This is a genomic window from Helicobacter acinonychis (assembly GCF_900461455.1).
GTDB lineage: Bacteria > Campylobacterota > Campylobacteria > Campylobacterales > Helicobacteraceae > Helicobacter > Helicobacter acinonychis.
In genome coordinates this window covers 402,136-422,994 of record NZ_UGIA01000001.1, presented here as the reverse complement: position 1 = coordinate 422,994, position 20,859 = coordinate 402,136, and the positions used below count along the sequence as shown (strand labels likewise).

22 protein-coding genes, 1 tRNA gene and 1 pseudogene are annotated in these 20,859 nt (G+C 37.3%); 17 read left to right on the top strand and 7 right to left on the bottom strand.

The window, feature by feature from the left end; translation table 11 throughout:
* Positions 1–5: 5 nt before the first annotated feature.
* Genes rimO through DYI00_RS01925 form a run of 3 tightly spaced genes read right to left on the bottom strand, consistent with a single transcriptional unit; the run spans position 6 to position 2,903 of the window.
* The gene (gene rimO / locus DYI00_RS01935; protein ID WP_011577602.1) at positions 6–1,322 is read right to left on the bottom strand and encodes a 30S ribosomal protein S12 methylthiotransferase RimO; all 1,317 of its coding nucleotides are present in this window, start codon (positions 1,320–1,322) and stop codon (positions 6–8) included.
* 1 nt (position 1,323) lies between these two features.
* A complete protein-coding gene (locus DYI00_RS01930; protein WP_011577601.1) occupies positions 1,324–1,785 on the bottom strand; it encodes a phosphoribosyltransferase in 462 nt (153 codons plus the stop codon).
* Positions 1,786–1,793: 8 nt separating this feature from the next.
* Positions 1,794–2,903 (bottom strand): pyridoxal-phosphate-dependent aminotransferase family protein, encoded by a 1,110-nt coding sequence (locus DYI00_RS01925; RefSeq protein WP_104709225.1) that lies wholly within the window; start codon positions 2,901–2,903, stop codon positions 1,794–1,796.
* Between the two features lie 147 nt (positions 2,904–3,050).
* Here DYI00_RS01925 and DYI00_RS01920 point away from each other — a divergent pair, with 147 nt between their 5' ends.
* The 6 genes from DYI00_RS01920 to DYI00_RS01895 all read left to right on the top strand — a co-directional run bounded on the left by DYI00_RS01920 (position 3,051) and on the right by DYI00_RS01895 (position 8,341).
* Positions 3,051–3,527: a phosphatidylglycerophosphatase A family protein gene (locus DYI00_RS01920; RefSeq protein ID WP_104709226.1), complete on the top strand. Its 477-nt coding sequence runs from the start codon at positions 3,051–3,053 to the stop codon at positions 3,525–3,527.
* A gap of 77 nt (positions 3,528–3,604) precedes the next feature.
* A complete protein-coding gene (locus DYI00_RS01915) occupies positions 3,605–4,654 on the top strand; it encodes a D-alanine--D-alanine ligase (RefSeq protein ID WP_104709235.1) in 1,050 nt (349 codons plus the stop codon).
* Positions 4,654–5,379 carry a lipase EstV gene (estV, locus tag DYI00_RS01910; protein WP_011577597.1) on the top strand — a complete coding sequence of 242 codons (726 nt, stop codon included), beginning with the start codon at positions 4,654–4,656 and terminating at the stop codon, positions 5,377–5,379. Before DYI00_RS01915 ends, estV begins: the two co-directional genes overlap by 1 nt.
* Positions 5,366–6,847: a Mur ligase family protein gene (locus DYI00_RS01905; RefSeq protein ID WP_011577596.1), complete on the top strand. Its 1,482-nt coding sequence runs from the start codon at positions 5,366–5,368 to the stop codon at positions 6,845–6,847. Before estV ends, DYI00_RS01905 begins: the two co-directional genes overlap by 14 nt.
* 9 nt (positions 6,848–6,856) lie before the next feature.
* Positions 6,857–7,342: an HIT family protein gene (locus DYI00_RS01900; RefSeq protein WP_011577595.1), complete on the top strand. Its 486-nt coding sequence runs from the start codon at positions 6,857–6,859 to the stop codon at positions 7,340–7,342.
* A gap of 69 nt (positions 7,343–7,411) precedes the next feature.
* Positions 7,412–8,341, top strand: a complete 930-nt coding sequence (locus DYI00_RS01895; RefSeq protein ID WP_041600269.1) for a ribose-phosphate pyrophosphokinase — start codon at positions 7,412–7,414, stop codon at positions 8,339–8,341.
* A 26-nt stretch (positions 8,342–8,367) separates the two neighbouring features.
* Here DYI00_RS01895 and DYI00_RS01890 read toward each other — a convergent pair.
* The 4 genes and pseudogenes from DYI00_RS01890 to DYI00_RS08690 form a co-directional block, all read right to left on the bottom strand.
* A tRNA-Ile gene (locus DYI00_RS01890) sits at positions 8,368–8,444 on the bottom strand.
* Positions 8,406–9,551, bottom strand: a complete 1,146-nt coding sequence (locus tag DYI00_RS01885; protein ID WP_011577593.1) for an FtsW/RodA/SpoVE family cell cycle protein — start codon at positions 9,549–9,551, stop codon at positions 8,406–8,408. The genes DYI00_RS01890 and DYI00_RS01885 overlap by 39 nt, the downstream gene beginning before the upstream one ends.
* Before the next feature lie 22 nt (positions 9,552–9,573).
* A complete protein-coding gene (locus tag DYI00_RS08695) occupies positions 9,574–9,909 on the bottom strand; it encodes a hypothetical protein (RefSeq protein ID WP_370447421.1) in 336 nt (111 codons plus the stop codon).
* Positions 9,910–10,337: 428 nt separating this feature from the next.
* Positions 10,338–10,776 (bottom strand): annotated as a pseudogene (locus tag DYI00_RS08690) (GTPase); the annotation flags it as partial.
* Between the two features lie 140 nt (positions 10,777–10,916).
* Here DYI00_RS08690 and DYI00_RS01870 point away from each other — a divergent pair.
* The 11 genes from DYI00_RS01870 to DYI00_RS01820 all read left to right on the top strand — a co-directional run bounded on the left by DYI00_RS01870 (position 10,917) and on the right by DYI00_RS01820 (position 20,859).
* Positions 10,917–11,897: an RluA family pseudouridine synthase gene (locus DYI00_RS01870; RefSeq protein WP_011577590.1), complete on the top strand. Its 981-nt coding sequence runs from the start codon at positions 10,917–10,919 to the stop codon at positions 11,895–11,897.
* A complete protein-coding gene (locus tag DYI00_RS01865) occupies positions 11,860–13,107 on the top strand; it encodes a fibronectin type III domain-containing protein (protein ID WP_172460808.1) in 1,248 nt (415 codons plus the stop codon). Before DYI00_RS01870 ends, DYI00_RS01865 begins: the two co-directional genes overlap by 38 nt.
* 10 nt (positions 13,108–13,117) lie before the next feature.
* Positions 13,118–14,314, top strand: coding sequence for a tRNA (guanosine(46)-N7)-methyltransferase TrmB (gene trmB, locus DYI00_RS01860; RefSeq protein ID WP_011577588.1), 1,197 nt, complete (start codon positions 13,118–13,120; stop codon positions 14,312–14,314).
* Positions 14,289–14,960 (top strand): ABC transporter ATP-binding protein, encoded by a 672-nt coding sequence (locus DYI00_RS01855; RefSeq protein WP_011577587.1) that lies wholly within the window; start codon positions 14,289–14,291, stop codon positions 14,958–14,960. The genes trmB and DYI00_RS01855 overlap by 26 nt, the downstream gene beginning before the upstream one ends.
* Positions 14,947–15,759 carry an FtsX-like permease family protein gene (locus DYI00_RS01850; RefSeq protein ID WP_011577586.1) on the top strand — a complete coding sequence of 271 codons (813 nt, stop codon included), beginning with the start codon at positions 14,947–14,949 and terminating at the stop codon, positions 15,757–15,759. Before DYI00_RS01855 ends, DYI00_RS01850 begins: the two co-directional genes overlap by 14 nt.
* On the top strand, positions 15,747–16,949 hold the full coding sequence (locus DYI00_RS01845) for a murein hydrolase activator EnvC family protein (protein ID WP_041600188.1): 1,203 nt from the start codon (positions 15,747–15,749) through the stop codon (positions 16,947–16,949). Before DYI00_RS01850 ends, DYI00_RS01845 begins: the two co-directional genes overlap by 13 nt.
* Positions 16,950–17,042: 93 nt before the next feature.
* Complete coding sequence (flaG, locus tag DYI00_RS01840; RefSeq protein WP_011577584.1) at positions 17,043–17,408, top strand: flagella length regulator FlaG; 366 nt, start codon at positions 17,043–17,045, stop codon at positions 17,406–17,408.
* Between the two features lie 17 nt (positions 17,409–17,425).
* The gene (fliD, locus tag DYI00_RS01835) at positions 17,426–19,483 is read left to right on the top strand and encodes a flagellar filament capping protein FliD (protein ID WP_011577583.1); all 2,058 of its coding nucleotides are present in this window, start codon (positions 17,426–17,428) and stop codon (positions 19,481–19,483) included.
* Between the two features lie 44 nt (positions 19,484–19,527).
* Positions 19,528–19,908, top strand: a complete 381-nt coding sequence (gene fliS / locus DYI00_RS01830) for a flagellar export chaperone FliS (RefSeq protein ID WP_011577582.1) — start codon at positions 19,528–19,530, stop codon at positions 19,906–19,908.
* Entirely contained in the window at positions 19,895–20,134 is a 240-nt protein-coding gene (locus DYI00_RS01825; RefSeq protein ID WP_011577581.1) for a hypothetical protein, read from the top strand. Before fliS ends, DYI00_RS01825 begins: the two co-directional genes overlap by 14 nt.
* A gap of 53 nt (positions 20,135–20,187) precedes the next feature.
* Positions 20,188–20,859 carry a tRNA threonylcarbamoyladenosine dehydratase gene (locus DYI00_RS01820; protein WP_011577580.1) on the top strand — a complete coding sequence of 224 codons (672 nt, stop codon included), beginning with the start codon at positions 20,188–20,190 and terminating at the stop codon, positions 20,857–20,859.

The following is a 20,859-nucleotide window of genomic DNA, read 5'->3' as shown; positions in this document are numbered from 1 at the left end:
AACTTTTAAAAAGGGCTTAAAACCTTAGCGAGTAAGATATTATCTTTAAAGGCACTAGGCACAATCGTGTAATGCCCAGGTTTTAAGGGGGTGTTTAATTCGCTGTCATTGATTAAAATTTCCCCATCCACTTCAGGTGCCCATCTCAAATCCCTTGCTTTGTAAAAATACTCGCCTTCTTTATTTTCCACTAATGCCTTAATAGGCTTATTTAACAAAGCCTTAAAAGAATTGTGCTGGTGTTTTAAAGCGATTTTATTCAAAGCTTTAATGCGAGCGTTAATGATTTTTTTAGGCACTTTCTCTAAAGAATACGCATGCGTATTTTCTTCAGCACTAAAAGCAAAGATATTCAATCTATCAAATTGGAACTCATCTAAAAATGCACTCAATTCTTCAAATTCGCCCTCATTTTCTTCTGGATGCCCTACAATAATCGTGCTTCTTATAAAGCTTTCTTGAACTTGTTTCATGGCGTTTAAAAGCTTTAAATGGTGTGCTTGGCTGGAGTTACGACGCATTTTTTTAAGCATGGAATCGCTAATATGCTGTATGGGCATGTCAAAATAATTTTGAAAAATGGGCGAGTTTTCAATCGCGCCAATAAGCTCTAAAGTGGTGCTAGAAGGGTAGAGGTATAAAATACGAGCACTCCTTAAGGCTTGTTGTTTATCAATCGCACTAATGAGCTGGATTAAGCCGTCTTTTTGCCCCTTATCGTATAAAAATGAGCTAGAATCTTGAGCGATAAAAGTCATGTCCTTATAGCCTTTAAGCACTAGATCTTCTACTTCTTTTAAAATGGAGTCTAATTCTCTGCTATGCAATTTCCCCTTAAAGCTAGGAATGGCACAAAAAGAGCATTTTTGGTTACAGCCCTCAGAAATTTTAACATAAGCATGCACGCTAGATCCTGTGATAACGCGTGCGTTATAATGCTCGCTTAAAAACACTTGCTCGCTGAATTGGTTTTGTTTTTTAGCGATTAAAATATCAATCTTGTCATAATCCCCCACTCCGGTAAAAATATCCACTTCAGGGATCAATTCTTTGATTTCATCTTTATAGCGCTCGCTCAAGCACCCGCTCGCAATCAAAAGCGTGCCCTCTTTTTTGTCCTTAGCGGCGTTAAGAATGGTTTGGATACTCTCTTGTTTAGCGCTTTCAATAAACCCACAAGTGTTGATAAGAATCACATCAGCGCTTTTAGCGTCATTGGTGAGCGTGTAATTATAGAGCTTGCCCAACATCACTTCTGAATCCACCAAGTTTTTAGAGCAACCTAATGAGATTAAGCAAAGTTGTTTGTTTTCTTTTTGCATGTTAATGGCTTTTAAAGTTTTTCAAATCCACTTCCCAAAAGAAATCAATCCATTCAGGAGCGTCTTTTAAAAACGCATCGGCTTTGTATTTTGCGCTTGTCTTTTGGAACAAACTCGCGCTATAAAACTTTTTATCAAGGTGTTTTTCCTGCAACACTTTAAGCACCGCTTCTAAAGAATTACCGCTATCTACGATTTCATCTACCACAAGAATGGTTTTTAAATAATCTTTGATTGTGGGGATATTTTCAATTTTTAGGGCGTTTTGTCGGTTTGTAGTGTCATAAGAAATCGCATTGATGCCATAAACTTCCCTTAAATTCCAATGCAAACTCAAAAAATGCGCTAAAGTCATGCCCCCTCGCATCACGCACACAAGGGCTTCTGGGATACCGCAAATTTGTTCTACTTGTTCCACTAATTTTAGGCTGTCTTTTAAAAAGGTTTCATAAGAATAATGCATTGTGATCCTTAAATTTCATAATATTGCTTTAAAAAGGTTGTGTTCGCTACGCCATCAAATTCCCTTAAATTCAAATCGTTTAGGGCTAATTCTAGGGTATTTAAGGCGTAAGCGCTTTGGTAAACAGGAATGATTCCCATGTGATTGATGCGAATGAGTGCATCTTTATAAGGCTCTTGCCCACCCGCAAATTGCACCTGGTATTTTTCTTTTAAAAGAGTTCGCAATTCTTTGGCATGCTCGTTAAAAATCGTTGTCATGCTCAAACTTGGGCTTTTAGGGAAGATCTTTAAACCTAATGCTAAAACCGCTTTTTGAGTGGCTAGAGCGACTCTTTTAGTCTCTTTATAGAGTGCTTCAAAGCCCCCCAAATTTTGCACTAATTCAAAATAGCGTTGCAACCCTAAAGTGTGTAAAATAGGAGCGGTGTAGCTTGTGGTGTTATTTTTTTGGTTTTTCAATTCGCTCTTTAAGTTGAAATAAAACCCTATATTGCGTTCTTCTATACGATCAATTGCTTTTTGACTCAACGCAATCAAGCTCATCGCAGGAGGCAGCATGAACGCCTTTTGACTCCCTCCAATGAGTGCATCTATATGTTTTATTTCTAAAGGTTCAACCCCTAAAGCGGTGATGGCATCTACGATCACAAAAATATCTTTATTGGTTTCTTTGATCGCTTGAGCGATTTCTTCTACAGGGTGTCTTAACCCCCCACTAGACTCGCATGCTTGAATGCAAAACGCATCAATGTTAGGGTTAACTTTAAGCGTGTTTAATATTTCATCTACTTTAGCGGGCGTGTCCCACTCATAGACCAATTCGCGAGCTTTGAGTGAATGGGCTTTAGCGATCTTGCCAAACCTTTCGCCAAATTTACCCGCATTAACAAACAGCAATCCCTTTTGACACAATGAAAGAATGCTCGCTTCCATAGCCCCTGTCCCACTGCTATTTAAAAGCAAAACTTCTTCTAAACCTGTCATTTTTTTTAAATTTTCTCGCACGCTTTGAAAAATCTTTTCAAAATCTTTGGTGCGGTGGTGGGGCATTTGCTGAGAAAAGCTTGTGCGCATTTCTTCACTAATCGCTACAGGGCCTGGAGTAAAAAGCAACATTTTAAAATTAACCTTTAGTTTCTAAAGAGAATTTAAAAGCGATCATACTAAAAGCGTGCTTAAATTAAGCCTTATTGTTTAAAGAATCGCTTTTTAATTGAGATAAAATGCTAAAATGCTCTCATTAGAAAGAATTTAAGGCAATGATTGAATAAATTTGGTTGGCGCGCGTGTTTTTTAACCCTTTTTTTTAGCGGTTATTCTAAAAAAGCTCCTGGAACGATAGGGAGTTTAGTGGCGTTATTACTAGGCTTACCTATTTTAGCTTTTTCGGCTAACACTTTGTTTTTAGGGGCGATTTTTATTGGGCTTATCGCTATCACTCAAATAGATAAAGAAGAAGAAGAGAGTAAAAGGCATGATAGCTCTTACATTGTGATAGACGAATTAGTGGGCATGTGGCTTGCTATAGCTATTAGTGGGTTATCACTAGTGGGTGTGGTTTTGAGTTTTATCTTTTTTAGGATCTATGATATTACTAAGCCCTCACTCATTGGTGCAATAGACAAAAAAGTTAAAGGAGGTTTAGGGGTTGTGGCAGATGACGCTTTGGCTGGCGTTTTAGCTGGGTTGAGCGTGTTGGTGGTGGTCAATATTTTGGGGTTTTTTAACATTAAACTTTAATTTTAAGAAAATTCAAAAGCCTTTTTTTAGGTAAATATAGATAGACTCTATTTTAATCGTTTTTAGGGAGTTTTATGGTGGAATTTTGCGTTTTATTTGGTGGGGCGAGTTTTGAACATGAAATCAGTATTGTGAGTGCAATCGCACTTAAAGAAGTGTTGAAAGATCAAATTAAATATTTTATTTTTTTAGATGAAAACCATCATTTTTACTTGATTGAAGCATCTAACATGCATTCAAAATACTTCGCTCAAATCAAAGAAAAAAAATTACCCCCCCTAATGCTGACACACAATGGTTTACTTAAAAACTCGTTTTTAGGCACTAAAACAATAGAATTACCTTTAATGATTAACCTTGTGCATGGAGGCGATGGCGAAGACGGAAAATTAGCGAGCTTGTTAGAATTTTATCGTATCGCTTTTATAGGCTCTAGAGTTGAAGCGAGCGTGTTGAGCTATAACAAACATTTAACCAAGCTTTATGCTAAAAATTTAGGGGTAAAGACTTTAGATTGCATTCTTTTGAATGAAAAAAACCGTGCTAACGCCCTGGATTTGATCAAGCCTAGTTTTAATTTTCCCTTTATTGTCAAACCCAATAACGCTGGGAGCTCTTTAGGGGTGAGTGTTGTGAAAGAAGAAAAAGAATTAGCCTACGCTTTAGATGGCGCGTTTGAATATTCTAAAGAAGTCTTAATAGAACCTTTCATTCAAAGAGTGAAAGAATACAATTTAGCCGGTTGTAAGATAAAAGAGGATTTTTGTTTTTCCTATGTTGAAGAGCCTAACAAACAAGAGTTTTTGGATTTCAAACAAAAATATTTGGATTTTTCACGCACCAAAGCCCCTAAAGCTAACATTCCTAACGCCCTAGAAGAACAATTGAGAGAAAATTTTAAAAAACTCTATAACGATTTGTTTGATGGTGCGATCATTCGTTGCGATTTTTTTGTCATAGATAACGAAGTGTATCTTAATGAGATCAACCCCATTCCTGGCAGTTTAGCCAATTATTTGTTTGATGATTTTAAAACAACGCTAGAAAATTTAGCCCAATCATTACCCAAAACCCCTAAAATCCAAGTTAAAAACTCTTATTTGTTACAGATCCAAAAGAATAAGTAATGGCTAAACGCAGCGTCGCTTATTTAGGGAGCGTTTTTGATATTTCCTACACTTTTATAGACAACCATAGCCCTTTAAACGCCTTGTTTTTGCATGGCTGGGGGAGTTCTAAAGAAGTGATGCAACAAGCGTTTCAACGCTGTTTTTTAAATTACAACCATTTGTATGTGGATTTGCCCGGTTTCAATCAAAGCCCTAATGATGAAAAAGTCTTAGAAACTAAAGATTATGCTAATATCATCAATCTATTCTTAAAAAGCGTAGATAAAAAAGTGCATGCCGTTTTTGGGCATAGCTTTGGAGGGAAAGTGGCGATCTTGTGTGAAAACGATCGGATTATTTTATTGAGTAGCGCGGGTATTTTAGAGCCAAAACCTTTAAAAGTGCGTTGTAAAATCCTTTTAGCTAAAATCTTTAAAAAATTAGGACTAAATTTAGGGTTTTTGAGGAGTAAGGACGCTATTAATCTTAATCAAGTGATGTATGAAACCTTTAAAAAAGTCGTCAGTGAAGACTTTAGCGATCATTTCAAACGATGCGAGAAAGAAGTTTTATTATTTTGGGGTAAAGATGATAAAGCAACCCCCTTAAGCTCCGCTCAAAAAATGCAAACCTTATTAAAAAAGAGCAAATTATTTGTTTTAGAAGGGGATCATTTCTTTTTTTTAAACCAAGCAAAAGAGATTGAAAAACTAATGGAGAATTATGATCATGCAAAGTCCTAGTTGGCTGGATTTAGCGTTTCGTTGGCTCTTTGTAACAGGGCTTGGCTATTATGTGATAACTTTATTGCAATGGTATCATTACAGCGTGTTTAGGATCTTAACTAAGCATCATAAAATGCGTTGGCATGGGATTTATTTTGTATTGCCTTTAGGGGTGTTTATGGGATCGTATGTTTTCAAAATACCGTTTGTTTTTGATTTCTTTTGCGGTGTTATTCAAATACCCATGCTCATTGTTTGGGCTAAACGCAACGACAAGCCTTTAGTTTTCACGCCAAGGGTGAAGCGCTTTTTTATTTTTTTATTGTTATTTTTAATCTTGCATGAAATCTTAAACATAGAATTAGTTTCTTTAAGCGGGATCTCACTCGCGCTTGGCTATTTGTGTTTATTCATATTCGTTTTAAGCACTTCTTTAATCTTTGAAAAAGTCTTATCCAAGCAGTATTTGCAAATCGCTAAAGATAAAATCGCCTCTTTAAAAAGTTTAAAAGTCATCGCCATTACTGGGAGTTTTGGGAAAACTAGCACCAAAAATTTCTTGCATCAAATCTTACAAACGAAATTCAATGTGCATGCAAGCCCTAAAAGCGTCAATACCCTTTTAGGCATTGCGAATGATATTAACCAAAATTTAGAGGATAGTAGCGAAATTTATATCGCTGAAGCTGGGGCAAGGAATAAGGGCGATATTAAAGAAATCACCCATCTCATTGAACCACACCTTGCTGTGATCACAGAAGTGGGCGAACAGCATTTAGAATATTTTAAAACTTTAGAAAATATTTGCGAGACTAAAGCGGAGTTATTGGATTCAAAACGATTGGAAAACGCCTTTTGTTACTCTATAGAGACCATTAAACCCTATGCCCCTAACAACGCCCCTTTAATAGATTATTCTAGCTTGGTTAAAAACATCCAATCCACTTTAAAAGGCACTTTTTTTGAAATGCTTTTAGATGGCGTTTGGGAAAGTTTTGGAACGAAAGTTTTAGGCAAATTTAACGCTTATAATATCGCTTTAGCTATTTTAATCGCCAAGCATTTAGGTTTAGAAACAGAAAGGATCAAACAGCTTGTTTTGAATCTCAACCCTATTGCCCATCGTTTGCAACTTTTGGAAGTGAATCAAAAAGTCATTATAGACGATAGCTTTAATGGGAATTTAAAAGGCATGCTAGAGGGTATTCGTTTAGCGAGTTTGTATGAAGGGCGTAAAGTCATTGTAACGCCGGGATTAGTGGAAAGCAATACAGAAAGCAATGAAACTTTAGCGAAAAAAATCAATGAAGTCTTTGATGTCGCTATCATCACAGGGGAGTTAAATTCTAAAGTGATTGCGTCCCATTTAAAGAAACCTCAAAAAATCTTACTCAAAGATAAGGGGCAATTAGAAAATATCTTACAAGCCACTACGATTCAAGGCGATTTGATTTTATTTGCTAATGACGCCCCCAATTACATTTAAGAAGTGAATATGCAACATTTATATGCCCCTTGGCGCGAAAATTATTTGAAAGAGAAAATTAAGAATTGTGTTTTTTGCGAGATCTCTCAAAACCCTGTAAAAGATTTAGAAAATAGGGTGCTTTATAGAGATAATGATCTCTTTGTTGTAATGAACGCCTACCCTTATAATCCAGGGCATTTGTTGATCATTCCCCATGTGCATAAAGCGAGTGTTGAACTTTTAGAAATTAACACTTGGTTGAACATGAATCAATTAGTGCCTAAAGTTTTAAAAGCGTTGTATGCTTATGGCGCTCAAGGGATCAATGTGGGTTTGAATCTGCACAAAAACGCAGGAGCAGGGATCCCAGAGCATTTGCACATGCATCTAGTACCTAGGTTTTTAGGGGATAGCAATTTTATGAGTGTTGTCGCTCAAACCAGAGTGTGCGGGATTGATTTTAATGAAACTTATCTTGCATTAAAAAACTTATTAGAAAAGGATCTTGGTTGAAAATTAACGCTTTTAGTTTTGGTGTGTTACAATTATTTTTAATCCATTTAGGGAGTGTAAGCAATGAAAATGCGTGGGTTTAAGATTTTTTCAGGGAGCGCTCACCCTGTATTTGGCAAAGAAGTAGCAAGGCATTTAGGCGTTCCCTTATCCAAAGCGATGATTGGGAGATTCAGCGATGGCGAAATCAATATCCAGATCAGCGAATCGGTGCGCGGTAAAGATATTTTTATTATCCAGCCCACTTGCGTGCCTGTCAATAACAATTTAATGGAATTATTGATCATGGTAGATGCTTTAAGGCGCAGTTCGGCCAATTCTATCACGGCGGTGTTGCCGTATTTTGGCTATGCAAGACAGGACAGAAAAGCGGCTCCAAGAGTGCCTATCACGGCTAAAATGGTCGCTAATTTGATGCAAGAAGTGGGGATTGAAAGGATCATTACGATGGATTTGCATGCTGGGCAAATCCAAGGCTTTTTTGATGTGCCGGTGGATAATTTATACGGCTCTATCGTTTTTAGAGACTATATCCGCTCTAAAGCACTCAAAAACCCAGTGATCGCCAGCCCTGATGTGGGTGGGGTTACAAGAGCTAGGTATTTTGCTAATCAAATGGGCTTGGATTTAATCATCGTGGATAAGCGCCGTGAAAAAGCCAATGAAAGCGAAGTGATGAATATTATCGGCTCTGTGCAAGGGCGAGATGTGATTTTAGTGGATGATATGATCGATACTGCAGGCACGATCTGTAAAGCCGCTCTCGCTTTAAAAGAGCAAGGGGCGACTTCTGTGATGGCGTTAGGCACACATGCGGTTTTGAGTGGGAATGCATTCAAGCGCATTAAAGAAAGTGCGTTAGATGAAGTGGTGGTGAGCAATTCCATTCCTTTAGCTCAAAAATGCGATAAAATCACCACTTTAAGTGTAGTGCCCTTATTTGCAGAAGTCATTAGAAGGATTTATCATAACGAAAGCGTTCAATCGCTTTTCACTTAAAAAGGGGATCAAAAGAAGTGTGGGAGTGGTGGATTCTGTAGGACTTGAACCTACGACCAATCGGTTATGAGCCGAGTGCTCTGACCAGCTGAGCTAAGAATCCAAAATTCCCAAAAGATGGTTTGCTATTGTATCCAAAAATATAGCGAAAAGCAAGCAAGTTTTCTAAGATCCCAAACAAGATTATAAAAGTGATAAAACTACTCCCCCCATAACTGAATAAGGGTAAGGGAATCCCCACCACAGGGGCTAACCCTAAGGTCATGGCGATATTCACGCTTGAATAAACAAAGATCAAAATAGAAATCCCAAGGGCTACAATTTTTAAAAACCAATCGCTGTTGCTCTCAAACATATAAAAAAATAAATGCAAAGTTAAGCCTATATAAATCGCAAAAAGCAACATAGCCCCTAAAAACCCAAAACGCTCCACAAAGTAAGCAAAGATAAAATCGCTCGTTGCGATAGGCAAGAATTTGAATTTGGTTTGAGTGGAGGCTTCTTGAGATTTGCCTAAAAAACCGCCTGAGCCAATAGCGATAATGGATTGCATGACATGGTAATTAGGCTTTTCAGAAAGAAAGTCCGCGATACGCTTTTTTTGGTAATCATGTAAAAAATGATAAGCGATAGGCGAAGCCACCATTAAAGCGATTAAAAGAGAGAGCCATACCCTAGTCCTTAAACCCACGATCAATAAAATCCCAAACCCCATGATTAACACAATAAGGGCCGTGCCTAAATCAGGCTGTTTTAAAATCAAAAGTGCCGGTAAGCAAATGTAAAAACTAAGCTTTAAAAACATGCCCCAATCATAGCCATTAAAAGGGGGTGGGTTTATTTTAATCAAATGCGCCAACAATAAAAGAATAGCGATTTTTACAGGTTCGCTAGGCTGTAAGGTGATAGAAGTAAAAGGAATGACTAGCCATCGTTGTGCCCCAAGCTTGCTAGATCCCACAAAATCCACTAACGCCAATAAAATAATGCATGCCCAATAAAACACAAAAAGCCACCGATCGAGCTTTCTAAAAGGGATAAAAAACACTATCCAAAAGAGCACAAACCCTATTGTATAATAAATCCCTTGCTTCAAGCTCAAAACCGCACTGCTCTCAAAAATCAATAAAAAAGAAACCACAAGCAAGGGGATGATAAACATAAAAGGTAAAAGATCAAAATGCATCCAAATCCTTTTGTCTAATGCCATGCGTTTTTCATAACCCCTAATCTTATTGTTTCAATTTTTTGATTATATCCAAACTGAAATAATTCTCCTTAAAGAGAGAAGCTATCATGCTAACTTCAGGCAAATTGACTTCAACCGTCTCATCATTAAAGCATTTTTCTAGCACTTTCAAATACGCAAACCCAATGCCTTCTGTGGTAGCGACAGCGGTTGCACTCCCTGCAACACTCCCAAAAATAGGGATGAATTTAAGGAAACCATTAACGAGCGTTCTCCCTACTTGTGCAACAGCGGTTACGCCTAACAATCCTGTGATTAATGTTGTGGCTATAGAGTCATCTAAACTCACTCCAAAAGCACCATTCATTTTATAGATCATTCCTGCTTGAATGGCGCAATAGCAAGTGCATCGCTAAAAGGTATAGGGATAAGCCCAACCGCTCCTGCAGTACCTGATGCAGTATGAATAATGAATTTACAATCATCTATCGTAGCCTGTTTTCTTTCTTGAATCTTAACTTTTTGAATACGCAAGAAATGCTTTTTCTTATTTTCTCGAGCGTCTGAAAGACATTTTTGCGTTTCATCTACCAACTTATCTAAGCCTTCAACAGGGACTTCAATACCCCTAAATGAATATGCAACCGAATTAACCCTCACATAGGCTCTAATGAAATCTTTAAACCCCCATTCTTCACTGATGATCTTTTGAGCTTCTTGGACAAATGCATCACCGTTTTCAGCTTGAGTGTTTGTGAAGATGACAATCGTTGGGATATTCCAATTTTTAGCAAAGCTTAATAAAACTCTCTCTTTAACCCTACTAGAAGTCTCTTTAACGCATAAATACGCTATATGAATAGCTTCTTTTTCACCACGCTTTTTAGAAGAATCTTTCATTGCTTTTTGATGCTTTGCATGGTATGGTCATAATCTTTAGATTCAATGCCTTTAGTGTCCCACAAAATCAAGCCCTTCTCTTCATCAATATATTTTTCAAGATGCTGAGTGATAGACTTTCCTTTGCCTGTTTTAGCAATTTATTTACCAAATAGAGCGTAATAAGCGAGCTTTTACCCACTCCAGTAGCCCCCATAAGCAAAATATTCATCTTGAGTTTTTCCTTTTTGATGTGTTCATGCATTTTGCTCATATCTAATCCTCCTTCTTTTCCATCAAGCGTGAATGCGTTACCTAAAAATCCACGCAAAACACCATTTAATTTATTATATCCGCCGTGTTCCATAATAAAACCCCTTTACAATGATTTAAACCACCTAGTGGTGGCACATGGGTATAGCGTATTAAATGAATGGAATAGGATTTTTTAAAGGTTTTTAGTAAAATAATGGTTTTTAAAAATGCAAAATATAATAAAAGGTTTGAATGCAAAAAGTTTTCATCGCCCCTAAAAATTACAAACGCATTGATGAATTTTTAGCCAAAGAGTTGCAAATTTCTAAAAATCAAGCGTTAAGTTTGATTAAAGAGGGGCTTGTGTTTTGTCAAAAAAAGGAGGTGAAAAAGGGGGGATTAGCCTTAAAAGAGGGCGATGAAATCGCACTTTTAACACCCAAAATCGCGCCAAAACCCTTAAAAAGAGAGCTTGATTTAGAAATAGAAGTCATTTTTGAAGATGACGATTTATTGGTGCTCAATAAGCCCCCTAATCTGGTCGTCCATAAAGCCCCAAGCGTGAAAGAGCCTACTTTAGTGGATTGGTTAGAAGCCAAAAATTACCAGCTTTCTAATCTAGGATCAAAAGAGCGCTATGGGATTGTGCATCGTTTGGATAAGGACACAAGCGGAGGGATTGTCATCGCTAAAAATAATTTTACCCATGTCTATTTGAGCGAACAACTCAAAACCAAAACCATGGGGCGCTACTATATCGCCTTGCTTTCAACGCCCTTAAGCCGTAAGGAAGAAAAGATTAGCGTGGAATGTTATTTGACAAGAAACCCCAATAACCGCTTAAAAATGATGGCAATTAAAAAAGAAAAAAGCCGTTATTCTAAAAGCGAATTTACCAGCTTGCTGACTTCTCAAAATAACCTTAATTTGATAGGGGCTAAATTATACACTGGGCGCACGCACCAGATTAGAGTGCATTTAGAATATTTAAACAGACACATCATAGGTGATAATCTTTATGGGCTTAATGAAGCACTCCCTAAAGAAGAAATAAGAATCATGCTGCATGCCTATTTGATAGAGTTCAAACACCCTAAAAGCGAGCAAAAACTGTGCTTTAAAGTTCCCCTATTAAAGGATATGTTAGAATATCTTAAAAAATTTTTTGACAAGGAGAATTTAGATGAGATCTTGGATGAAGAAAAAATACTTCATGCTTTTAATACAAAGTAGTGTGGTATTAGCGATTTTTATAGGGTGTTCTTCTACCAGGAATCATACTTTTTCAGCCCTTAACAATAAAGAAAATATAGACACTAAGCTCCCAGTAGTCCATTCCATTAAAACCATTAATGATGTGAGTTCAGTGGGCTTTGAATGGCCTAAGATTGACGATACTTACGATATTGATGGGTTTATTTTATATCGTTTGAAAAAAGACTCCCAGCTCAAAAGAATCGCCACCCTTAAAAACCCTTATGCGACCCACTATTATGATGAGGGGCTAGAAACAGAGAGTTCTTACACTTATCAGATCGCCACTTACAAAGGCGATAAAGTTTCCAACCTTTCAGAGCCTATTTTAGTAAAAACTTCTTTTATCAATCCCGTAGAAAGCGTGTTTGCAAGCCTTGAATACCCAAGAAGTGTGAAAATTTTTTGGAGCCCCCACCCTAACCCTAGCGTTTCTAGATATATCATTCAAAGGCAAAATAAAGACGGCAAGTTTTTGAATGTAGGGACTGTTAGAAACCGCTTGTTTGTGGAGTTTTTTGATAGGGATTTAGAATATGGGAAAAAATACCGCTACCGAATCATTGCAGAAAATTTCATGGGCGATAAGTCTAGACCTAGCATGGTAGTGGAGGGAAAAACCAAAGACTTACCCAAAGAAATCACTAATGTTAGAGTGAGTCAAAACCTCACACGACAAATTGAATTGAGTTGGGATAAATCCCCTCAAGTAGATGTGGTGGCTTATCGCATTTACGCTTCCAATAACCGCAACGATAAATACAAACTCATCGCTCAAACTACCAACACTTCCTATGTGGATAAGATAGAAAAAGACAACCTCACTCGTTATTATAAAGTCGTCGCCCTAGACAAAACGCATCTTGAAGGAGCCCTACCGAAAGAGCCAGCCATTGGTGAGACCGCTGATAGGCCTGAAGCCCCTGTTATCGTTAAAGGGATCATTCAAGACGCTTCAGCCTTTATCCAGTGGGAAAACAACTTAAGCCCTAGGATAGTCGCTTATGCAGTGTATCGTTTTGAAGACAATTCCAAAACCCCTTTGCGCTTTGGGAATGTCACGCAAAACCAATTTGTGGATAAGGACATGAAAGTGGGTGTGCCTTATCGCTATCAGGTAGTGAGCGTGGATAAAGATGGTTTAGAATCGCACCCTAGCAAAGAAGTGCGTTTGTTTTTAGAGCGCTAAAAGAGTTTGAATGCCCCATTTTTTAGCCAAGTTAGATTGCAAACCTTTAGAATACCCAATAATAAGTGGGGATTTTTGTTTTCATAAAGAATTTTCAAGCTTAAAACACCCCACTAAAAGTTGTGTGTATGCGAGTTTTAAAGACCATATTTTTTTATTGCAAAAAATCAGGCGAGCGAATGATTTTTTAATCAAAAGCGAAAAAGCAACGCCCTTAAAAAGAGAGATTTTAAAACAAGCCTTAAGGATTTATGCACAATCTTTTGAAGTGATTTTGCATAATTTGCAAGAAAATTCTAAACATGCGAGCGGAAAAAAAGCCCTTGATTTAGAGGATTTTGAAGACTTTATCAAAGAAAATCAAGCCCCTATTTTAATGGAAATTGGTTTTGGGAGTGGGAGGCATTTGATGGAATTAGCCAAAAACAACCCCACTAAAACATGTTTAGGGATAGAAATTTATACCCCCTCTATCGCACAAGTATTAAAACAAATAGAATTATTGGATTTAAAAAATCTGCATGTGTTACAAGGCGATGGTCGTTTGGTTTTAGAGAGCATACCGCATCACAAGTGCGAGAAAATTTTTGTGCATTTCCCTGTGCCGTGGAATGACAAAAAACACCGCCGAGTGTTAAGCGAAAGATTTTTAGACGAAGCTTTAAGGGTTTTAGAACCTAATGGGTTTTTGGAATTACGCACTGATGATACTCTTTATTTTGAAGACAGCCTAAAATTAGCCTTAAAACATTTTAAAAGCGAAATAGAAATCAAAAAAAACGCTCAAATCCCAGTTGTCAGCAAGTATGAAGCGCGTTGGAATAAACTCAAAAAAGATATTTATGATTTAAGAATTTATTCTTTAGAATCCAATGAAACCCCTTTTAATAACCATGCATTTGATTTTTCTTTTGATACAATAACACTTAATCAAAAGAGCGTTGGAATGATTTTAAAAACCCCAAAAATCATTAAAGAAGGGTATTTTGTGCATGTTTGCAATATCTATGAGAATAAGGGGGATTTTTTAGTGGAATTGAGCATGGGGGATTTTGATTGGCCTATGCGTTTGTTTGTTTTATCAGTAAAAAATCAAGTTTTTTACCTCAATAAAAGCCCATTAAAAACTTTAAACAACCACAAAGCGCATCTTTTGCTTCAAAATATCCTAAAGGAATTTGATGAGTATAATCATTGCAGCGAATAATCTATGCTTACAATACCAACAAAACGAGCCGGTCATCAAACATGCTAATTTACGCATCAAACGGAAGGATTTTGTGTTTATTTCAGGGTCTAGTGGGAGCGGTAAAAGCACGCTTTTGCGTTCGTTTTATGGGGATTTAAAAGTTTTTAGCGGTAAATTAGAAGTTTGTAATATCAACATGAATAATGCTTCAAAAACGATGATTTTAGATTTGCGTAAAAATATCGGCGTGGTTTTTCAAGACTATAAATTGATCCAAGATTACACGATTGAGCAAAATATCAAACTGCCTATGGTGATTTGCGGTGTTAAAAAAGAAGAATGCCACTTGCAGCTAGAAAAACTTTTAGGGTATATTGATTTACGCCATAAGGCTAACCGCTACCCTAAAGAACTCAGTGGGGGTGAGCAACAAAGAGTGGCTATGGCAAGGGCTATGGCAAACTGCCCTGAACTCATTTTAGCCGATGAGCCTACTGGGAATTTAGACGATTATTCTAGTGATAAAATTTGGAGCTTATTAAGGGGCATGAACACGCAATTAAACGCTACGATCGTAGTGGTTACGCATAAATTCCCTAAAAATTTTAGCGCTTATCATAGGAAATTTTATATAGAAGATGGGGAAGTTTATGAATACTCTTAAAAAACATTTAGCCTTTATCATTCCCCTTGTGGCGTTGTTGTTTGGTTTGGAATGCGTGCTGTTTATCAATGGGGCGATCGCACAGAAAGAAAAAAAATTGATTGAAGATTATTCAGTCGTGTTAGCTAGCACGCAAAAATTAGGGTTAGAATTGTTGCGTCAAAATTTTAGCGAGATCGTGGCACTAAAAGAGATCGATCCTAATTATTCCTTAGAACCTCTTCAAAAAACTCTAGGCTTAGATGGTATCAAAACATTAAGAAAAAATTTGCCCTTTTTTTATTCTTTGCAACTTTCTAGCTTCCCTACTCAAGAGCGTTTAGAAAACATTAAAGAAAAATTGCTCAAAATCCCTGGCGTTCAAAAAGTTGAAGTCTTTGCCAAAACTTACATGCAAGTGTATGATCTCTTAAGTTTGATTAAAGCCACTATTTATATCTTTGCGTTAGTCATCTTTGTCTTATCGGTTTTATTGATGTTCAAGCAAGTCCGCATTTGGATCTATCAATACCATGAGAGGTTGGAGATTATGGATTTATTGGGGGCCTCGGCGTCTTTTAAAAATGGGTTTTTGTATAAAATAGCTTTGGTGGATTCTTTAATCGCTAGTTTTATAGCTCCCATGTTAATGCTTTATATCACTTCACAAAAAAATTTTGAAAAAATCATGGATACTTTGGGTATTATAGGGAGTGATTTTGTTTTAAATAATTTTTTATGGGGATTGCTTTTTAGCCTTGTGGTCTCATTTATTTCTGTTTTACTTGTAGCTTGGAGAACCAAATTATGTATAAATTAGGGGTGTTTTTGTTAGCCACCTTATTATTAGCTAACACGCAAAAAGTGAGCGATATTGCCAAAGATATTCAAAACAAAAAAACCCTCTTGAAAAAAACCCATGAAGAAAAATTGCAATTAAACAGCCGTTTGAGTTCTTTAGGTGAAGCGATCCGTTCTAAAGAGCGCCAAAAAGTTGAGATTGAGCGTCAAATGACGGCTTTAAAAAAGAATCTTGAAAAGAATCGTAACGAAAGTTTGGCACAAGAAAAAGTCCTCACTAACTACCGCGAGTCTTTGGATAATTTACAAAAACAACGATCGTTTTTACAAAAAAGAGTCTTTGACACGCTTTTGCAAGATTTTCTTTTTTCGCAAGCCTTAAAGGGGCAGGATTTAGCCTCTTCTAATGATGTTATTTTGCAAGTGGCGTTTGAAAACTTGCACCAAAACACCCTATCTAAAATGTCGCAATTAAGCCAAGAAGAAAAAGAACTCAACACGCAAGCCTTAAAAGTCAAAAGCAGTATCCAAAAAATCTCATCTATCATAGATGCACAAAAAACTCGTGAAGTAACCTTAAAATCCTTACAAACCGAACAAAACAAGCTCATTTTGAGCATGCAAAAAGATTATGCGATCTATAACCAACGATTAACGCTTTTAGATAAAGAGCGCCAGAATTTAAACGCCCTATTGAAACGCTTGAATATCATCAAGCAAACTAGAGAAAATGAAGAAAAAGCCAACCTTAAAAAATCTTCTCATGCATTAGAAGTCAAGCAAGTGGCGAGCTCTTATCAAAATATCAACACCACGAGCTATAATGGGCCAAAAACGATCGCTCCCTTGAATGATTATGAAGTGGTGCAAAAATTTGGCCCTTATATTGACCCAGTTTATAATTTAAAAATTTTTAGCGAATCCATCACGCTTGTGTCAAAAACCCCAAACGCTTTGGTGCGTAATGTTCTAGACGGAAAAATCGTGTTCGCTAAAGAAATCAACATGCTTAAAAAAGTCGTTATCGTTGAGCATAAAAACGGCATCCGCACGATTTATTCCCAATTGGATAAAATCGCCCCCACCATTAAAAGCGGCATGCGCATCCAAAAAGGCTATGTTTTAGGGCGCATTGAGCAACGATTAGGCTTTGAAGTCACCATGAAAGAAAAACACATTAACCCTTTAGAACTCATTGCGCGCAATTAAGATTTAACAAATCGTCTTTTTGCCGATATTTACTGTGAAATTGAACAAAAGGATGGTCATGCACATGGGCATGCAAAAAATTTGGAGGTTTTTATGATCAACGAAGTTCAAGGGAGCAGTCGTGTGGTTTCTGCATCTCACATAAATGTTCAAGCAGCCCCCATCAAGGAAGTCAGTCGTGCTAACACTATTAACACCATAGATGAATCTAAAACGACTATCGATCCTGAGCAATACAAACCCAAGCTAGAATTATTGAGCGAGCGTTTGAATGAAGAGATGAGGCGTATTGGTACGGATATTGATTTTAGTTATAACGATGAGATTAAAGGGTTGGTGGTTTCTGTCAAAGACGCTAAAGGGGATAAGGTTTTAAGAGAAATTCCCTCTAAAGAAGCCGTGGAGCTTATGCAAAGAATGCACGATGTGATAGGCGTTATCTTTGATAAAAAAGGCTAAAAATTTGGGGGTAAAAAATGGCAATAGGTTCATTAAGCTCATTAGGGCTTGGCAGTAAGGTTTTAAATTACGATGTGATTGACAAACTTAGGGATGCTGATGAAAAGGCATTGATTGCACCATTAGACAAGAAAATGGAACAAAATGTTGAAAAACAAAAAGCCCTTGTAGAAATTAAAACGCTTCTTTCAGCTCTAAAAGGTCCTATTAAAACACTCTCAGATTATTCCACTTATATCAGCCGAAAAAGCAATGTTACAGGCGATGCGTTGAGTGCGAGTGTGGGGGCTGGCGTGCCCATCCAAGACATTAAAGTGGATGTGCAAAATTTAGCACAAGGCGATATTAATGAATTAGGGTCGAAATTTTCTTCAAGAGATGATATTTTTAGCCAAGTGGATACCACGCTCAAATTTTACACGCAAAACAAGGACTACGATATTGACATTAAAGCTGGAATGACCTTAGGCGATGTGGCTCAAAGCATCACAGACGCTACCAATGGTGAAGTGATGGGCATTGTGATGAAAACAGGGGGGAATGACCCTTATCAATTAATGGTGAATACCAAAAACACCGGCGAAGACAACCGCATTTATTTTGGCTCACACCTCCAATCCACGCTCACTAACAAAAACGCCCTTTCTTTAGGGGTTGATGAGAGTGGGAAAAATGAAGTGAGTTTGAATCTAAAGGGGGCTGATGGGAATATGCATGAAGTCCCTATTATTTTAGAACTCCCTGAAAGTGCTTCTGTCAAACAAAAAAACACAGCGATCCAAAAGGCGATAGAGCAGGCTTTAGAAAATGACCCTAATTTTAAAGATCTAATCGCTAATGGGGATATTTCCATAGATGTGATTCATGGGGGGGATTCTTTAATCATTAATGACAGGCGTGGGGAAAAAATTGAAGTTAAAGGGAGTAAGGTCAAAGAGCTTGGGTTTTTACAAACCGCTACGCAAGAAAATGACTTGCTAAAAAGCAGCCGCACAATTAAAGAGGGCAAATTAGAAGGGGTGATTAGCTTAAATAATCAAAAACTTGATTTAAGCGCTTTAACTAAAGAGGGTAACACAAGCGAGCAAAACACAGACGCTATCATTCAAGCGATCAATTCTAAAGAAGGCTTGAATGCATTTAAAAATGCAGAAGGCAAGCTTGTGATCAATACTAAAAATGGGATGCTCACTATCAAGGGTGAAGGCACTTTAGGCAAGGATAGTTTGAAAGATTTAGGCTTGAATGCCGGCGTGGTGCAATCTTATGAAACTTCACAACAAACGCTTTTTAGGTCTAAAAATTTGCAAAAAGCGAGCGATTCACAATTCACTTATAATGGGGTGAGTATCACACGCCCCACTAATGAGGTCAATGATGTGATCAGTGGGGTTAATATCACTTTAGAGCAAACCACAGAGCCTAATAAACCCGCCATCATTAGCGTGAGCAGGGACAATCAAGCCATTATAGATAGCCTTACTGAGTTTGTGAAAGCCTATAATGAGCTTATCCCTAAATTGGATGAAGACACTCGCTATGATGCGGACACTAAGATCGCTGGGATTTTTAATGGCGTAGGTGATATTCGTACAATTCGCTCTTCTCTTAATAATGTGTTTTCTTATAGTGTGCACACCGATAATGGAGTAGAAAGCTTGATGAAATACGGACTTAGTTTAGACGATAAGGGCGTGATGAGTTTAGATGAAGCTAAATTGAGTAGTGCATTAAATTCTAACCCTAAAGCGACTCAAGATTTTTTCTATGGGAGCGATAGCAAGGATATGGGGGGTAGAGAAATCCACCAAGAGGGTATTTTTTCTAAATTCAATCAAGTAGTCGCCAATCTTATAGACGGAGGGAACGCTAAATTAAAGATTTATGAAGATTCTCTAGACAGAGACGCTAAAAGCCTGACTAAAGATAAAGAAAACGCTCAAGAGCTTTTAAAAACCCGCTATAACATCATGGCGGAGCGTTTTGCCGCTTATGATAGTCAAATTTCTAAAGCGAATCAAAAGTTCAATTCCGTGCAAATGATGATCGATCAAGCGGCGGCCAAAAAAAATTAAAAATAAAAGAGCGATTAAATTTTAAAGGATAAAGGATTAAACCCATGCAATACGCTAACGCTTATCAAGCTTACCAGCACAATAGAGTGAGTGTGGAATCCCCAGCAAAACTCATTGAAATGCTTTATGAAGGGATTTTAAGATTTTCTTCGCAAGCCAAACGCTGTATTGAGAATGAAGACATTGAAAAGAAAATCTACTATATTAATAGAATTACGGATATTTTCACGGAGTTGTTGAATATTTTAGATTATGAAAAAGGGGGGGAAGTGGCGGTGTATCTTACAGGCTTATACACCCATCAAATCAAAGTTTTAACGCAGGCCAATGTGGAAAATGATGCGAATAAGATTGATTTGGTATTGAATGTGGCTAGGGGGTTGTTAGAAGCATGGAGGGAAATCCATTCGGATGAACTCGCCTGAAACTTTATTAAATTCCTTTAAAATCGCTCTCATTAAAAAAGATTCCAAGCAGGCTTTTTCATTGATAGAGTGCCTTTCTTCAGAGCAATTAAAAAACTTGGATTTAAACACGCTTTTAAGCCTTAAGGAAATGATAGCCCAAAGCATTGAATTATTAGAAAAAGAAAAAGAAGAACTGCAAATACAAATGCATAAGGCTAGAAAAATCCAAAAATTTTTGTCTTAAGTTTTTTTAAACTACGATACAATAAACGACAAACTTTGATTAAAGGCTAAAGATTGTCCGAACCCATAGATAGATTCACGCGCATAAGGTGGTTGTTTAAAGACGATTTTGAAAAAATCCGCCAACAAAAGGTTTTAATCTGTGGCGTGGGGGGTGTTGGGGGCTTTGCACTAGATTCTTTATATCGTGTGGGGATAGGACAAATCACTATCATAGATAAAGATGTGTTTGATGTGACTAATCAAAACCGCCAGATTGGCTCAGAAAGGATAGGAGAATCTAAAACGCTCGTGTTACAAGATCTCTATAAAGGCATTCAAGCCTTAAATTACCGCATAGATGAAGCGTTTTTAAATTCATTTAATTTTAGAGATTATGATTACATTTTAGATTGCATGGACGGTTTGCCTATTAAAACGAGTTTGGCGATAAAATGTCAAAATTTTGCTTATGGGAAGTTTATTAGCTCTATGGGGAGTGCGAAACGCTTGAATCCTAAACACATCCAAGTAGGGAGCGTGTGGGAAAGTTATGGCGATAAATTTGGGCGTAAATTTAGGGATTTTTTAAAAAAACGCCATTTTAAGGGGAATTTTAAAGTGGTTTTTAGCCCTGAAACTCCGCATTGTATAGAGCTTGGGAGTTTTAATGCAGTTACGGCGAGTTTTGGTTTGCAAATAGCGAGTGAAGTCGTACAAGATATTATCAAACATGAAAGGAAGTGA

Bases quoted from the DNA above. Each gene is read 5' to 3' on its own strand.
- rimO (WP_011577602.1), bottom strand. From the start codon at position 1,322: ATGCAAAAAGAAAACAAACAACTTTGCTTAATCTCATTAGGTTGCTCT.
- DYI00_RS01930 (WP_011577601.1), bottom strand. From the start codon at position 1,785: ATGCATTATTCTTATGAAACCTTTTTAAAAGACAGCCTAAAATTAGTG.
- DYI00_RS01925 (WP_104709225.1), bottom strand. From the start codon at position 2,903: ATGTTGCTTTTTACTCCAGGCCCTGTAGCGATTAGTGAAGAAATGCGC.
- estV (WP_011577597.1), top strand. From the start codon at position 4,654: ATGGCTAAACGCAGCGTCGCTTATTTAGGGAGCGTTTTTGATATTTCC.
- DYI00_RS01905 (WP_011577596.1), top strand. From the start codon at position 5,366: ATGCAAAGTCCTAGTTGGCTGGATTTAGCGTTTCGTTGGCTCTTTGTA.
- DYI00_RS01900 (WP_011577595.1), top strand. From the start codon at position 6,857: ATGCAACATTTATATGCCCCTTGGCGCGAAAATTATTTGAAAGAGAAA.
- DYI00_RS01895 (WP_041600269.1), top strand. From the start codon at position 7,412: ATGCGTGGGTTTAAGATTTTTTCAGGGAGCGCTCACCCTGTATTTGGC.
- DYI00_RS01885 (WP_011577593.1), bottom strand. From the start codon at position 9,551: ATGGCATTAGACAAAAGGATTTGGATGCATTTTGATCTTTTACCTTTT.
- DYI00_RS08695 (WP_370447421.1), bottom strand. From the start codon at position 9,909: ATGATCTATAAAATGAATGGTGCTTTTGGAGTGAGTTTAGATGACTCT.
- DYI00_RS01870 (WP_011577590.1), top strand. From the start codon at position 10,917: ATGCAAAAAGTTTTCATCGCCCCTAAAAATTACAAACGCATTGATGAA.
- DYI00_RS01865 (WP_172460808.1), top strand. From the start codon at position 11,860: ATGAAGAAAAAATACTTCATGCTTTTAATACAAAGTAGTGTGGTATTA.
- trmB (WP_011577588.1), top strand. From the start codon at position 13,118: ATGCCCCATTTTTTAGCCAAGTTAGATTGCAAACCTTTAGAATACCCA.
- DYI00_RS01855 (WP_011577587.1), top strand. From the start codon at position 14,289: ATGAGTATAATCATTGCAGCGAATAATCTATGCTTACAATACCAACAA.
- DYI00_RS01850 (WP_011577586.1), top strand. From the start codon at position 14,947: ATGAATACTCTTAAAAAACATTTAGCCTTTATCATTCCCCTTGTGGCG.
- DYI00_RS01845 (WP_041600188.1), top strand. From the start codon at position 15,747: ATGTATAAATTAGGGGTGTTTTTGTTAGCCACCTTATTATTAGCTAAC.
- flaG (WP_011577584.1), top strand. From the start codon at position 17,043: ATGATCAACGAAGTTCAAGGGAGCAGTCGTGTGGTTTCTGCATCTCAC.
- fliD (WP_011577583.1), top strand. From the start codon at position 17,426: ATGGCAATAGGTTCATTAAGCTCATTAGGGCTTGGCAGTAAGGTTTTA.
- fliS (WP_011577582.1), top strand. From the start codon at position 19,528: ATGCAATACGCTAACGCTTATCAAGCTTACCAGCACAATAGAGTGAGT.
- DYI00_RS01825 (WP_011577581.1), top strand. From the start codon at position 19,895: ATGAACTCGCCTGAAACTTTATTAAATTCCTTTAAAATCGCTCTCATT.